A 13,124-nucleotide genomic window follows, 5' to 3' on the forward strand; every position below is an offset into this window, starting at 1 on the left:
CATGCGGCGTTACGGCAAGCACACCGACGAGGACGACATCCGCCAGCGGCCCAACCGCAAGGGCACCCGTCCCCGGACCACCATCCGGCCCAAGCACGAGGACGCCGTCGAGGGCATGGTCCTCACCGTCGACCGCGGGCGGCTGACCGTTCTGGTCGACGACCGGGCGGTGACCGCGATGAAGGCGCGCGAACTGGGCCGCAAGGCCGCCGTGGTCGGCGACCGGGTCTCGCTCGTCGGCGACCTGTCCGGAGAGAAGGACACCCTCGCCCGGATCGTGCGGATCAGCGAGCGCAGCTCCGTGCTGCGCCGCACGGCCGACGACGACGACCCGTACGAGCGGGTGGTCGTCGCCAACGCCGACCAGCTGGCGATCGTCACCGCGCTCGCCGACCCCGAGCCGCGCCCCCGGCTGATCGACCGCTGTCTGGTCGCCGCGTACGACGGCGGCCTCACCCCGCTGCTCGTCCTCACCAAGTCGGACCTGGCGTCGCCGGACACCCTGTTGGACATGTACGGCGCGCTGGGCGTGCCGTACGTGGTGACCACCCGCGACGAGTTCGTGGACGGGGTCGCGGCCGAGCGGGTCCACGAGCACCTCAAGGGCCGGACGACCGCGTTCGTCGGGCACTCCGGTGTCGGAAAGACGACGCTGGTCAACGCCCTGGTGCCGCCGGAGCGACGGCGGACCACGGGTGTCGTCAACGCGGTCACGGGCCGCGGCCGGCACACCACCACCTCCGCGCTCGCCCTGCCGCTGAACGACAAGGAGGGCGGCTGGGTCATCGACACCCCGGGCGTGCGCTCCTTCGGTCTGCACCACGTCGACCCGTCCCGGGTGATCCTCGCCTTCCCCGATCTCGTGCCGGGCACGGAGAACTGCCCGCGCGCGTGCAGCCACGACGAGCCGGACTGCGCGCTCGACGCGTGGGTGACGGACGGGCACGCCGATCCGGCGCGGCTGGTCTCGCTGCGGCGACTGCTGGCGACGCGGGAGCGACGCGAGGGCGACTGATCCTTCCGCGTCGCGTCCGCGTTTAGGGACGACCCCGACCGGCAAGTGCATAATCGCACCAAGTGCGACGAAGCAGTCACCGACGGCGTGGGAGGCACTGACGATGGCGTGGCTGCTGGTGGTGGTGGCGGGCTTCCTGGAGACGGGCTTCGCGGTCTGCCTCAAGCTCTCGCACGGGTTCACCCGGCTGTGGCCGACGGTCGCGTTCGCGGCCTTCGCCCTGGGCAGCTTCGGTCTCCTCACGCTCGCCCTGCGCAAGCTCGACGTGGGTCCCGCGTACGCGGTGTGGACCGGGATCGGGGCGGCCGGGACGGCGATCTACGGAATGATCTTCCTCGGCGACGTGGTCTCCACGCTCAAGCTCATCTCGATCAGCCTGGTCATCATCGGGGTGATCGGGCTCCAGCTGTCCGGCTCCGCGCACTGACCGTCCGCCCGCCGGCCCTCCGCGGAGGGGATCACGGGCGCCACGACATGGCTGAGGGCGAGGCGTACGGCGAGTTCGCAGCCGGCCGCCCAGCGCTCGCCCGCGCAGGCCGCGGTCGCCGCCACCAACTCGCCCGGCGCGGGCGGACCCTCGTCGGCGCGCCGCTGGGCGGGCACGGCCGCGGGGCGCGCGCCGGGTCTGGCGGGCCGGGGCGCGGGCAGCCGCTCGTCCCAGGCGCCGGTGAGCAGAGCCCGCAGCACGGGCCGGGCTGCGGCCCGGATCACGATCCACTCGGCGACGACGGCAAGGTTCCGTTCGGGCGGGGCCGGGGCGGCGAGCAGCCGCCGTACCCCCTGGAGATAGGTGTCGGCCTCCCTGCGAACCAGGGCGCGGGCAAGGCCCTCCTTGCTGCCGAACTCGTTGTAGAGGGTCTGCCGGGAGACCCGGGCGGCCGCGGCCAGGTCGGCCATGCGCACGGCGGGCCAGGGCCGGTGCGCGAGCGCGGCGAGCGCGGCGTCGAGCAGGGCCTCGCGGGCAGTCGGCATCGGCGGCCTCCTGGACCGAGCGAATCGTTTCCGTGCTCAGCGTCGGCAGGCGTCCAGGCACTGTCAAGGGCCCCCGGTGGACGGTTCCCCGTCCAGGGATCACACGGAGATAGAGTGCCGGTCATGGCCGATTACCACGATGATCTGCGTCTCGCCCATGTCCTCGCGGATGCCGCCGACGCGGCCACCATGGACCGATTCCAGGCGCTCGACCTCAAGGTCGAGACGAAGCCGGACATGACCCCGGTGAGCGAGGCCGACAAGGCCGCCGAGGAGCTGATCCGCGGACAGCTCAAGCGGGCCAGGCCGCGCGACGCGATCCTCGGCGAGGAGTACGGCGTGGAGGGCTCGGGCCCGCGCCGCTGGGTGATCGACCCGATCGACGGCACCAAGAACTACGTGCGCGGGGTTCCCGTCTGGGCGACCCTGATCTCGCTGATGGAGGCCGGGGAGACCGGGTTCCAGCCGGTGGTGGGCGTGGTGTCGGCCCCGGCGCTCGGCCGGCGCTGGTGGGCGGCGAAGGGCCTCGGCGCGTACACCGGGCGCAGCCTCGCCTCGGCGACCCGGATCGGCGTCTCGAAGGTCGCCTCCCTGGAGGACGCCTCCTTCGCGTACTCCTCGCTGAGCGGCTGGGAGGAGCAGGGCCGCCTCGACGGCTTCCTCGACCTCACGCGCGCGTGCTGGCGGACCCGGGCGTACGGCGACTTCTGGCCGTACATGATGGTCGCGGAGGGTTCCGTGGACATCTGCGCGGAGCCGGAGCTGTCGCTGTGGGACATGGCGGCGGTGGCGGTCGTCGTCCAGGAGGCCGGCGGTACGTACACCGGGCTCGACGGCCGCCACGGCCCGCACAGCGGGAACGCGGCGGCCTCGAACGGGCTGCTCCACGGGGAGCTGCTCAGCTACCTGAACCAGGAGAACGCGGAGGGCTGAGCGACCCCCTCGCCGGGCCGGCCGGGCGTCGGCCGGGCCCCGGCGTCAGCCCGGCCCGGGCGTCAGCCCGGCCCCGGGTGTCAGCCGAGCTTCCACCACTGGCCGGCGTCGTTCGGGTCGCACGACGCCATGGTGTCGAGGTAGCCGACGCCGTTGGACTTCAGGCACTGGCCGGTGGCCACGTTCTTCGCCATCCGCCAGCCGTTGCCGCCGTCGGTCAGCCGCCACTTCTGGTTGGCGGGGATCCCGCTGCCGTACGGGTCGTTGAGGCCCGTCCAGCCTCCGGGCGTGTCCCAGATCTGCGGGATGCCGGTGGCACGGTCGACGTCGAGCACCTTGCCGTCGCCGCCGTGGCTGATGGCACTGGTGCCGTCGCAGTAGCTCCACACCGCCCAGGTCTGCGCCTCGGAGGCGTTGGGCGTCCAGGTGCCGACGCGCTGCCCGTTGGCCTCGTTGTTCGACGGCAGGTCGAGGGCGCCGCCCCGATAGGTGGCGACCTCCGTGGTGGCGTGCAGCCCCGGCGGGAACATCCCGCAGTCGTCGGTGGTGGCGGCGCCCGCGGTCGGGGCGGTCGCCAGGGCCGCCCCCGCGACGGTCACGGCGACGCCGAGTCCGGCGACGAAGGATCGGATGGCGGAAATGCTCGTGGTGGTCATGCTCGTGGTGGTCATGCTCGTCCTCTCTTGATGCGGGGTGGGGGTCATGCGGTGACCTGGAAGCCGTGCGCCCTGCCGAGCCGTTCCAGGGTGGTGCGGCCGGGCACGCCGTCCGCGTCCGCGCCGGTGTAGCCGCAGCGGCGCTGCCAGGCGGCGTACGCGGTGACGGTCCTGGTACCGAAGGAGCCGTCCGCCCATTCGGCGCGCAGCAGCCCCTCGGCGGCGAGCGCCTTCTCGACGGGCAGCGCGTCGGCGCGGTGCGCCGCCGCGCCCTGGGCGGCCGCCGGGTCTGTGCGGGCCGCCGCGAGCACCCGGGCCAGGCTGACCACGGACCGCAGGTGCTGGCGGGACGCCGGTGCCGGTGCGATGGACCCGCCGGCGGCGGCGAAGAGCCGGGCCGGGTCGATGTTCCCCGGATCCCAGTGGTCGTTGCCGGGGACGTGGGCGTGGCCGAAGTGGCCTCCCTTCCCCCGCCAGTCGGTACGGGACCGCTCCCGGCCGGCCCAGACGTCGGGCACGCCCCAGGAGCGGGCGGCCGCCATGAGCGCGCGGAAGTTCGGGCCCGGCTTCCAGTAGCCGGTGAACGGGGTCGCGGCGCGGGCCAGGACCTCGATCTGCACGCAGACCCGGCCGGTCCGGTTGGTCCGGGTGTCCCCGTCGTTGCGCAGCGCGCGGGCGCTGCGGTCGAGCGGCCCGAACTGGCCGAGCCGGTCGGTGGTGGGGTCGTACAGGAGGTGGGGTTCGCTGCCCTGCCGGATCAGGTACGCGCCGACGGAGTCGAAGGCCGCGTTCCCCGCACCGCTCTCGGTGGTGTGCCAGACGACCCGGGGCGGCAGTTCGGGGCTGTCCATGGGGCCGCCGATGGCGCTGTCGCCGATGCGTACGGCGCCGGGGATCCATGTCGTTCCCATCGGGTTCAGCTCCCGAAGGTCTGCACGAAGCGGCCCCAGTTGCCGCGCTGCCGCGGCGCGTATCCGACACCGAGGTTGCGGTAGGCGCCGTTGAGGATGTTGCTGCGGTGGCCGGGGCTGTCCATCCACATCCGCATGGCCTCGGGGACGCTGTTGGACGGGGTGACGTTCTCGGCGCGGGCGGTGTTGCCGGGGAAGCCGGCGTCGCTGATGCGACGGCTGAAGTCGGACCCGTCGGTGCCGTTGTGCTGGGTGAGGTCGTTGCGCGCCATGTCGTCGGCGTGACGCTGCGCGGCGGAGGAGAGCCGGTCGTCGAGCCGCATGGCCGGGACTCCGGCGCGGCGGCGCTCCTCGTTGACCATGGCCAGCATCTCGCCGTGCACACCGGCCGGCGCGGGCTGCGGCTGCGGCTGCGGCTGGGCGCCGCCGCCCTGGCCGCCGCCGGTGCTGCCCGCCGGGGCGAGCCGCCAGACCTGGCCCTGGTTGGCGGGGTCGCGCCGCCAAACACCGAGCGCGGCGCCCTGCGCGTCGGCGGTGAGGTAGGCGGGGCCCTCGTCGGGGCGGGCGCTGCGCAGCAGCACCCGCCCGTCGCCCCCGTCCTCCAGATGCCAGAGCTGGTTGGCCTGGCCGTGCTCCTGGAACAGGTGGGTGGTGAAGTGCGAGTAGTCGTAGTCCATCACCATCCCCTGGCCGGGGGCGTGGGCGTTGTGGGTGAGCCTGGTCTCCAGGAGGAAGGTGTTGTTCGGCTTGGCCCAGAAGACCCAGCCCTGGGCGGCGCTGCCATTGGGCGCCCAGCCCTGGATCCGGTTGCCGTTGCCGGTCTGGCTCGCGTTGACGTCGGCGGCGAGGCCGTTGCCCGCGAGGAGCGTCCACACCTGCCCGTTCTGCGGCTGCGTCGTCATGTCGTGATCTCTCCAGTCGTGTCGGTGACCTGACGGGGAGTACGTTCACCGACACCGGTAGACATCCGGTCAACGCGCGTAGCGCGGGGCGCTCGCCCGGCGTGCGCCGTGAGCGGCACAGCAGGGTGCCTGGGCGATTCACGGCGCGGGCAGGACGCCCTTGCACCTCACGGCACGGGCACGACAACCCGTGCGACTCACGGCGCGGGCAGGGTGTCCAGCAGCGCTCGTACGACCTGCTCCTCGTCGGCGATGCCGAGCCGTGCGTACAGCTCCGCCGCGTCCTGGAGGCAGGCGCGGGCCCGGCTGGGCCTGCCGAGGGAGACGAGCGCCGAGCCGAGGGTCCGCAGCAGGGCCGCCTCCAGGGCCACGCTGGTCTTCCGGGCGAGCGGCAGCGCCTCCTCGGCGGCCTCCGCGGCCAGCGTGGCCCGGCCGCACTCCGCGTGGATCCGGGCGGCGAGGTCGCCCGCCGCCGCCTCGAACACCGTGACCTGGAGCCGGGCGAACTCCTCCCGGGCCCCGGTCGCCTGGACGAGCGCGCCCTCCGGGTCCCCGCACAGCCGCAGCACCCGCGCCAGGTAGTAGCGCCCGGTGGCGGCGGACACCGGCCCGGTCCCGCTCATCAGCCGCGCCCCGCGCTCGGCGGCCTGCCGGGCCTCGGTCAGGCGCCCGGTGTGCGCGGCGTTGAAGGCGAACTCCCCCAGGGCGCTGCCCTGGGCCCGCTCGGCCCCGAGGCCCCGGAACACCTCGGCGGCCCGCCCGGCATGCCCGGCTGCCTCCGCGTGCCGCCCGTGCACGCGCGCGTTCCCGGCGAGCGTGAGCAGCGCCTTGGCCCGGACGCGGGCGGCCGGCCCGGCCGTGGGGTCCGGGTCCTGGGCGAGGGCCTCGCACAGCGCCACCGCGCGGGTGATCTCGGTCCGGGACTCCTCGTAGCGGTTGACGTGCCAGAGCATGGTGCCGCGCACATAGCGGGCGAGGGCCTGGGGTGCGCGGTCGCCGCGGCTCGCGGCCGCCCCGGCGATCCGCTCGGCGAGGCCGGCGATGACGGTCGTCTGGGTCCGTTCGAAGAGGACCGAACCCATCTTGTCGACGAGTTCGGCGGCCTGGGCGAGCGGCAGGGCCGGGTCCGTGCAGGCGAGGGCGACGGCGGCGGCGTGCACCGGGGCCTGGTCGCGCATCCAGCGGACGGCGTCGGCGCCGGTGGCGAGCGGGCGGCCGGGCAGGGTCACCGGTGTGTCGAGCAGGCTCCGTTCGACCGGGTCGACGGATCGGGCGGCGGTGTCGGCGTGCCGTGCGGTGGCCAGACAGAAGTCGAGCAGCCTCGCGGCCGCGGCGCTCCGCTCCGTGCCGCATTCCTCCTCGGCGAGCCGGTCGCGCGCGTAGGCGCGGACCAGGTCGTGGTAGCCGTACCGGCCGAAGCCCGGCGAGTGCAGCAGGTTGAGGTCCACGAGCCCTTCGAGGAGTTCGTCGGCCTCCTCCTCCGAGCGGTCGAGGAGGGCTGCGGCGCAGGGCAGGGCGACGTCGGGCGCCTCGGGCAGCGAGAGGAGCCGGAAGGCGCGGGCCGCCTCCGGCGTGAGGCGGTGGTACGAGAGCGCGAAGGTGGCCTCGACGGCGCGCTCCCCGTCGTCGAGGGCGGCGAGCCGCCGTTCGTCCCGCAGTCCCTCGGCCAGCGCGGCGAGGCCGGTCCCGGGGTTGGCTGCGACGCGGGAGGCGGCGATCCGTACGGCGAGCGGCAGGCGCCCGCAGGCGGCGACGATCTCCTCGACGAGGCCCGGCTCGGCCGCGACCCGGTCGGGGCCCGCGATCCGGGTGAACAGTTCGGCGGCCTCGTCGGCCGGGAGCGGGTCGACCCGCAGGTGGTGGGCGCCCGCCAGGCCCGGCAGGCGGATGCGGCTGGTGACGAGGACCGCGCAGTCGGCGGAGCCGGGCAGGAGCGGCTCGACCTGCTCGGGTGCCGCGGCGTTGTCGAGGACGACGAGGACCCGGCGGCCGGTGAGCACGGAGCGATAGCAGGCGGAGCGTTCGGCCGTGCCGGGCGGTACGTCCTCGGCGGCCACCCCGAGGGCGCGCAGGAACTCGGCGAGGACGGCGGCCGGTTCACGCGGGGTGCGGTCGGCGCCGCGCAGGTCGGCGAAGAGCTGCCCGTCGGGGAAGCGGTCGGCCGCCCGGCGGGCCGCGTGCACGGCGAGCGTGGTCTTTCCGACCCCGCCCATGCCGTCGAGCGCGGACACCACGACGGCCCTGCCACCCGCCCCCAGCTGCTCCGCGAGCGCGTCGACGGCGTCCCCGCGGCCGGTGAAGTCGGCGAGTCCGGCGGGCAGTTGTCCGGGGGCGCGCCACACAGGCGTGTCCTCCTCGGCGGGCCCGTCCGCCGGTCCGCCGAGCAGGGTCGGATCGCCGCGCAGGATCCGCAGCTGAAGTCCGGCGGGCGAATCGGGCGCGGGGCCGGCCGGGCCGGGGCCGCTGTTCGGACCGGAGCGGGCGCCGGGGGCGGGTCGCCCGGTCGGGACGGAGCGGTGGCCCGGGACGTTCGTGTCGGCCGGGCCGGACAGCGCCTCCGTTGGGATGGACGCGCGGGCGTCCTCGTAGACGGCCAGGGCTTCCGCCGTGCGGCCTGCGCGGTGGAGGGCGCGCATGTGGACGGCGACGAGGCGGGGGCGGTGCGGGTGTTCCAGGCAGAGGGCGGCGGCCTCGGCGGTGAGGTCGGGGCGGTCGCCGAGCTCGGCGTCGAGTTCGAGCCGCTGCTCCAGGGCGCTGAGCCGTTCGTCGGCGAGGCGGGCGCGGACCGCCTCCGCGTGGGGTCCGGGCAGGCCGGCGAGCGGTTCGCCGGCCCACAGTCGGTGCGCGGCGCGCAGCACTTCCCGTACCCGGGCCGGTGCCGCTCCGGCGTGCGCCTCCGCGACCAGCCGCCGCCATTCGGTCGTGTCGACCCACGCGTCCGGGGCCCGTAGGGCGTACCCGTCCCCGACCCGGACGATCGGCGAATCGGCCAGGTGCGGCCGGAACGCGGACCGCAGCCGGTGGACGAGCAGCTGGAGCGCCTTGCGCGGGTCGGCGGGAGCGGCACCCTCGCCCCAGATCCCCTCCGCGAGGACGCCGTGTGCGACCGTCCGCCCGGACGCGTCGAGCAGCACCGCGAGCAGGGCCCGCTGCTGTGGCCGGCCGAGGGCGAGCTCCGCGTCCCCGTACCAGGCGCGCAGCGGCCCGAGCAGCGCGAACCGCAGCTTTCCCGTGTCCCCCGTGTCCACCGTGACCCCCGTCTTTCCTCTTGTTTCCGCTGGTCGGCGCGGCGCGCCGACGGTCCGCAACCCCTCCGGGCGGCGCGTCCCGGCGGCCTATGATGCGCCACGTCAACCGCGAAGTACTCATGGCTCAGGGGGTGTCATGGGACTTGAGTTCGCCGTTCTCGGCCCACCGCGCGCATGGCTCGACGGGCGGGAACGCGCGCTCGGCCGCCCGCAGCAGCGAGCGGTGCTGTGCGCCCTGCTGCTCGCGCCCGGAGAGCTGGTGCCCACGCAGCGGCTGATCACGGCGCTGTGGGGCGAGGACGAGGAGGACTGGCCCAAGGACCCGGTCGGTCAGATCGGCACGCACGCCCACCGGCTGCGGCGGGCGCTGGACCGTCCGGGCGTCCTGGTCGCCGGGCCGGGCGGCTACCGGCTCGCCGTCGCCCGCGAGGCGGTGGACGTCTTCCGGTACGAGAAGGAGGCGGGCCGCGCCGTCGCCCGGTTGCGCGACGCCCCCGAGGAGGCGCGGGAACTCCTCGCGCGCGCCCTGGGCCGGTGGTCCGGTACCGCGCTCGACGGGGTGCCGGGGCCGCTCGCGGCACGCACCCGGGAGCGGCTCGCGGCCTCGCGTCACGCGGCGGTCATGGCGTCGTACGAGGCGGAGCTGTCGCTCGGTCGGCACGCCGATGTCCTCGTGGCGCTGCGCGAGCTGACGGCGGCGCGCCCGGAGGACGAGGAGGCGCACCGGCTGTGTCTGCTCGCGCTGTACCGGTGCGGCCGGCGCGAGGAGGCGCTGGCGCTGTTCGAGGCCTTGCGCGAGCGGCTGGACCGGCGGCTCGGGCTGGATCCGGGCGGGGCGCTGACCGGCCTGTACGAGCGGATCCGGCGTGACGGTCCGGGGCTCGCCGTGCCGCGTCCGTGCCAGCTGCCGCCGGACATCCCGGACCTGGTGGGGCGCGGGGCGCAGGTGCGTGAGGCGGAGGGGCTGCTGCGGTCCGGCGGCGGGCAGGGGGGCGGCCCGGTGGTCGTGCTCTCGGGGCCGTACGGGGCGGGTGCTTCGACGCTCGCGGTACATCTGGCGCACCGGGTGCGGGACGCGTTCCCGGACGGTCAGTTGTACGCGCGGGGTGATGCCCCCGGAGCCGTACGGGAGGTTCTGGCCGGGTTCCTGCGGGCGCTGGGCGAGCGGCCTCCGGAGGGCACGGGCGAGGGCGAGCTGGCGGCCCGTTACCGGGCGGCGCTCGCGGGCCGTCGGGTCCTGGTGCTGCTCGACGGAGTACGGGAGCCGGGGCCGCTGCTGCCCGGCGGGGCGGGGTGCGCCGCCCTGCTCACGGAGGCGGAGGCGGAGGCGGCGTCGGCAGCGGGGGTCGGAGCGGAGGCGGCGTCGGCAGCGGGGGTGGAAGCGGCGGCGAAGGCGGCAACGGGACCAGGGGCCGTACGACTGCCGGTCGGACCGCTCGATCCGGACGACGCGTACGAACTCCTCGCCCGGATCGTGGGCCCGGACCGGATCCGTCGAGAGGCCGCCGCGGCCCGGGAACTGGCCGAGCTGTGCGGCCGGCTGCCGGCCCGGCTGCGATCGGCGGCGGCGCGGCTCGCGGCCCGCCCGCAGTGGTCGGTGGCCGATCTGGTGGGCCGTCTCTCGGGCTGAGCCACCGGGCGGGGACGTGCGGTGGCCCCGGCCGGAAGGGGGTCCGGGCCGGGGCCACGTGTGGAGGGGGATGGGGGCAGGAACGGGTCAGTACAGGTCGGAGAGGATCCTGTCCTCGGTCGTCGAGCTCAGCGTCCGCGCCGTGAGGGCGTTGAACGTGCCGCACCGGGTGTTGGTGTACCAGATGTGGAGGCCGCCCGGGCCGTCCCCGACCTGGAGGCAGGCGTAGGCGGAGCCCCCCTTGTCGCGGCCCCGTGAGGCGCACTCGCGGCCGTCCGCGCCGCGCACCACGAGCCGGCCGTCGCTCTGCATGACGGCCTTGTGGCCGCAGCCGACGGTGTCGGTGTGCCAGAGGGGCGTGGCGTTCGACCAGTCGCCCGGTGTGTTCGTCCGGTAGAAGACGAGGTTCCCGTCGGTCTGCATGATGAGCCGCGCGTAGCCGGTGCTGACGTGCCAGCCGGGGTAGAGCGGCTCGTCGCCCCACATGGTCTGGGTGCCGGGGTCGTAGGCGGCCTGGGCCGTGCCGGATCCGGCCACCGTCCCCGCCACCGCCAGCAGTCCGGCCGCCGCGGCCCCGGCCGCCCCGCGCAGCGTCTTCTTCACGATCGTCTTCATCCCCGTTGCCTTCCTTCGGTTCGGCGTGCGCACCGATCCTCGGCGGCGGCGGTAGACAAACGATGAACGCGGCTCACGCGCACTCCCCGGGAGCGCCTCGCGCGCCCCCTTGTCGGCCCCCTCCCCCGGTGTCACTCTGAGAGTCCCCCCGCTTGTGAACTTGTGAAGCGCTTCTCGTTGAAGGCGGGAACGTTTCACCAAGGAGGTGGCTCCGCCCATGCTCGTCCGTGACGCCATGAGCACCGTGGTCCTCACCATCGGCCCCGCCCACACCCTCCGACAGGCCGCCCGGCTGATGGCGGCGCGTCGCGTCGGCGCGGCCGTCGTCCTGGACGGGGACGCCGGACTCGGCATCCTCACCGAGCGCGACATCCTCAACTCACTGGCCCGCGACCAGGACCCCGACGACGAGACCGCCGACGCCCACACCACCCACGACGTCGTCTTCGCCGCCCCCACCTGGACCCTGGAGGAGGCGGCCGAGGCCATGACGCACGGCGGATTCCGCCATCTGGTCGTCCTCGACGACCGGGGTCCCGTCGGCATCGTCTCGGTGCGCGACATCATCCGCTGCTGGATCCCCCTGCACAGCGTCGCGGGATGACACGAAAGCGGGCCGGAATCCGTACGGAAATCCGGCCCGCTCTCTCTACGGCAAGCGTCCTCAGCCGCGCAGGGCCTGGATCGCGGCCTCCAGCCGCTTGCCGAAGTCTTCGTCCGCCCGGCGGAAGTTGCCGATCGCGCGCTCGGCGATGTCCTCGCGCGAGACCTTGGCGATGAAGCCCGCCAGGTTGCCCACGAGACGGCCCTTCTCGTCCTCCGACATCAGACGGTAGAGGTCGCCCGCCTGCGTGAAGTCGTCGTCCTCGGCGTGGACCGCGGCGGCGTGGTTGCCCGTGCCCCCGGTGACCGGGGCGGACTGCCACAGCGGACGGTCCGTCTGGAACGGGCCGCCGAAGGAGTTCGGTTCGTAGTTCTTCGCGCCCTTGTGGCGGCCGTCGTAGAGGAAGCCGTCACGGGAGTGGGTGCGCGCCTCGGTGGCGTGCGGGCGGTTCACCGGCAGGTGGTCGGCGTTGATGCCGACGCGGTAGCGGTGGGCGTCGCCGTAGGCGAAGAGGCGGCCCTGGAGCATCTTGTCCGGGGACGGGCCGATGCCGGGCACGAAGTGCGCCGGGGAGAAGATCGACTGCTCGACCTCGGCGAAGATGTTCTCCGGGTTGCGGTTGAGCTCCAGCTTGCCGATCTCGATCGGCGGGTAGTCCTCGTGCGGCCACACCTTGGTGAGGTCGAAGGGGTTGAAGCGGTAGTCCGCCGCGTCGGCCGCGGGCATGATCTGGACCTGCACGGTCCAGGTCGGGAAGTCGCCGCGCTCGATGGCCTCGCGCAGATCGCGCTGGTGCGAGTCGGGGTCCTCGCCGGCGAGGCGGTTGGCCTCGTCCTGGGTGAGGTTCTTGATGCCCTGGTCGGTCTTGAAGTGGTACTTGACCCAGAAGACCTCGCCGGCCTCGTTGTTCCACTGGAACGTGTGCGAGCCGTAGCCGTTCATGTGGCGGTACGAGGCGGGGATGCCGCGGTCGCCGAAGAGCCAGGTGACCTGGTGGGTCGACTCCGGGGAGAGGCCCCAGAAGTCCCAGACGTTGTCCGCCTCCTGCGAGCCCGAGTACGGGTCGCGCTTCTGGGTGTGGATGAAGTCGGGGAACTTGATGGCGTCCTTGATGAAGAACACCGGGGTGTTGTTGCCGACGAGGTCGTAGTTGCCCTCCTCGGTGTAGAACTTCAGCGCCCAGCCGCGCGGGTCGCGCACGGCGTCGGCCGCGCCGAGGTTGCCCGCGACGGTCGAGAAGCGCAGGAAGGTCTCGGTCTCCTTGCCGACCTCGGAGAGGAACGCGGCCCGCGTCCACCGCGAGACGTCGCGGGTGAGCGTGAAGGTGCCGTAGGCGCCGGCACCGCGCGCGTGGACCACGCGCTCCGGGATGCGCTCACGGTTGAAGTGGGCGAGCTTCTCCAGCAGGAGCTGGTCCTGGACGAGGACCGGACCGCCGATGCCCGCCGTCTCGCTGTTCTGGTTGTCGGCGACCGGCGCGCCGGCCTCTGTGGTGAGCGGTCCCTGCGTCACGTGCGCCTCCTGCGTCCTGTCCTGCGCTGCCGTAATCGATCCTACAATAGACAATGTCTAAGTCAATTGGACTTCCAAAGTCACACCTGTTCGGGAACCCGGCAGTGCGACTGTTACGCTGGCCCT

The 13,124-nt window shown here is 74.2% G+C and carries 12 protein-coding genes; 5 read left to right on the forward strand and 7 right to left on the reverse strand.

Annotated elements, in window-relative coordinates; all coding sequences use genetic code 11:
• The first annotated feature begins 1 nt into the window (after position 1).
• Both rsgA and OG259_RS14530 read left to right on the forward strand, forming a co-directional pair.
• Entirely contained in the window at positions 2-1,015 is a 1,014-nt protein-coding gene (gene rsgA, locus OG259_RS14525) for a ribosome small subunit-dependent GTPase A (protein ID WP_328942649.1), read from the forward strand.
• A gap of 103 nt (positions 1,016-1,118) precedes the next feature.
• Positions 1,119-1,442 (forward strand): DMT family transporter, encoded by a 324-nt coding sequence (locus tag OG259_RS14530; protein ID WP_073912172.1) that lies wholly within the window; start codon positions 1,119-1,121, stop codon positions 1,440-1,442.
• Here OG259_RS14530 and OG259_RS14535 read toward each other — a convergent pair.
• Positions 1,334-1,987, reverse strand: coding sequence for a TetR/AcrR family transcriptional regulator (locus OG259_RS14535; RefSeq protein ID WP_328942650.1), 654 nt, complete (start codon positions 1,985-1,987; stop codon positions 1,334-1,336). The two genes, OG259_RS14530 and OG259_RS14535, sit on opposite strands and share 109 nt — an antisense overlap.
• Before the next feature lie 123 nt (positions 1,988-2,110).
• Here OG259_RS14535 and hisN point away from each other — a divergent pair, with 123 nt between their 5' ends.
• On the forward strand, positions 2,111-2,920 hold the full coding sequence (gene hisN / locus OG259_RS14540) for a histidinol-phosphatase (protein WP_266896430.1): 810 nt from the start codon (positions 2,111-2,113) through the stop codon (positions 2,918-2,920).
• Positions 2,921-3,000: 80 nt separating this feature from the next.
• On the opposite strand, the gene OG259_RS14545 is transcribed toward hisN, so the two are convergent.
• From OG259_RS14545 to OG259_RS14560, 4 genes are all read right to left on the reverse strand, one after another.
• Positions 3,001-3,591 carry an RICIN domain-containing protein gene (locus OG259_RS14545; protein WP_328942651.1) on the reverse strand — a complete coding sequence of 197 codons (591 nt, stop codon included), beginning with the start codon at positions 3,589-3,591 and terminating at the stop codon, positions 3,001-3,003.
• Between the two features lie 29 nt (positions 3,592-3,620).
• On the reverse strand, positions 3,621-4,487 hold the full coding sequence (locus OG259_RS14550; protein ID WP_328942652.1) for a peptidoglycan-binding protein LysM: 867 nt from the start codon (positions 4,485-4,487) through the stop codon (positions 3,621-3,623).
• A gap of 5 nt (positions 4,488-4,492) precedes the next feature.
• Positions 4,493-5,389, reverse strand: coding sequence for a CAP domain-containing protein (locus OG259_RS14555; RefSeq protein WP_328942653.1), 897 nt, complete (start codon positions 5,387-5,389; stop codon positions 4,493-4,495).
• Between the two features lie 197 nt (positions 5,390-5,586).
• Complete coding sequence (locus OG259_RS14560) at positions 5,587-8,637, reverse strand: AfsR/SARP family transcriptional regulator (RefSeq protein ID WP_328942654.1); 3,051 nt, start codon at positions 8,635-8,637, stop codon at positions 5,587-5,589.
• Positions 8,638-8,773: 136 nt separating this feature from the next.
• Between OG259_RS14560 and OG259_RS14565 the strand changes: the two genes are divergently transcribed.
• Positions 8,774-10,267: an AfsR/SARP family transcriptional regulator gene (locus tag OG259_RS14565; RefSeq protein WP_328942655.1), complete on the forward strand. Its 1,494-nt coding sequence runs from the start codon at positions 8,774-8,776 to the stop codon at positions 10,265-10,267.
• Between the two features lie 87 nt (positions 10,268-10,354).
• On the opposite strand, the gene OG259_RS14570 is transcribed toward OG259_RS14565, so the two are convergent.
• Positions 10,355-10,882, reverse strand: a complete 528-nt coding sequence (locus OG259_RS14570) for a hypothetical protein (RefSeq protein WP_328942656.1) — start codon at positions 10,880-10,882, stop codon at positions 10,355-10,357.
• A gap of 217 nt (positions 10,883-11,099) precedes the next feature.
• On the opposite strand from OG259_RS14570, the gene OG259_RS14575 reads away from it, so the two are divergent.
• Positions 11,100-11,486, forward strand: a complete 387-nt coding sequence (locus tag OG259_RS14575; protein ID WP_328942657.1) for a CBS domain-containing protein — start codon at positions 11,100-11,102, stop codon at positions 11,484-11,486.
• A gap of 60 nt (positions 11,487-11,546) precedes the next feature.
• Here OG259_RS14575 and OG259_RS14580 read toward each other — a convergent pair whose 3' ends face one another.
• The gene (locus tag OG259_RS14580) at positions 11,547-12,998 is read right to left on the reverse strand and encodes a catalase (RefSeq protein WP_328942658.1); all 1,452 of its coding nucleotides are present in this window, start codon (positions 12,996-12,998) and stop codon (positions 11,547-11,549) included.
• Positions 12,999-13,124: the final 126 nt, after the last annotated feature.

The sequence above is a fragment of the Streptomyces sp. NBC_00250 genome, from assembly GCF_036192275.1.
Taxonomy (GTDB): domain Bacteria; phylum Actinomycetota; class Actinomycetes; order Streptomycetales; family Streptomycetaceae; genus Streptomyces.

Bases quoted from the DNA above. Each gene is read 5' to 3' on its own strand.
- rsgA (WP_328942649.1), top strand. From the start codon at position 2: ATGCGGCGTTACGGCAAGCACACCGACGAGGACGACATCCGCCAGCGG.
- OG259_RS14530 (WP_073912172.1), top strand. From the start codon at position 1,119: ATGGCGTGGCTGCTGGTGGTGGTGGCGGGCTTCCTGGAGACGGGCTTC.
- OG259_RS14535 (WP_328942650.1), bottom strand. From the start codon at position 1,987: ATGCCGACTGCCCGCGAGGCCCTGCTCGACGCCGCGCTCGCCGCGCTC.
- hisN (WP_266896430.1), top strand. From the start codon at position 2,111: ATGGCCGATTACCACGATGATCTGCGTCTCGCCCATGTCCTCGCGGAT.
- OG259_RS14545 (WP_328942651.1), bottom strand. From the start codon at position 3,591: ATGACCACCACGAGCATGACCACCACGAGCATTTCCGCCATCCGATCC.
- OG259_RS14550 (WP_328942652.1), bottom strand. From the start codon at position 4,487: ATGGGAACGACATGGATCCCCGGCGCCGTACGCATCGGCGACAGCGCC.
- OG259_RS14555 (WP_328942653.1), bottom strand. From the start codon at position 5,389: ATGACGACGCAGCCGCAGAACGGGCAGGTGTGGACGCTCCTCGCGGGC.
- OG259_RS14565 (WP_328942655.1), top strand. From the start codon at position 8,774: ATGGGACTTGAGTTCGCCGTTCTCGGCCCACCGCGCGCATGGCTCGAC.
- OG259_RS14570 (WP_328942656.1), bottom strand. From the start codon at position 10,882: ATGAAGACGATCGTGAAGAAGACGCTGCGCGGGGCGGCCGGGGCCGCG.
- OG259_RS14575 (WP_328942657.1), top strand. From the start codon at position 11,100: ATGCTCGTCCGTGACGCCATGAGCACCGTGGTCCTCACCATCGGCCCC.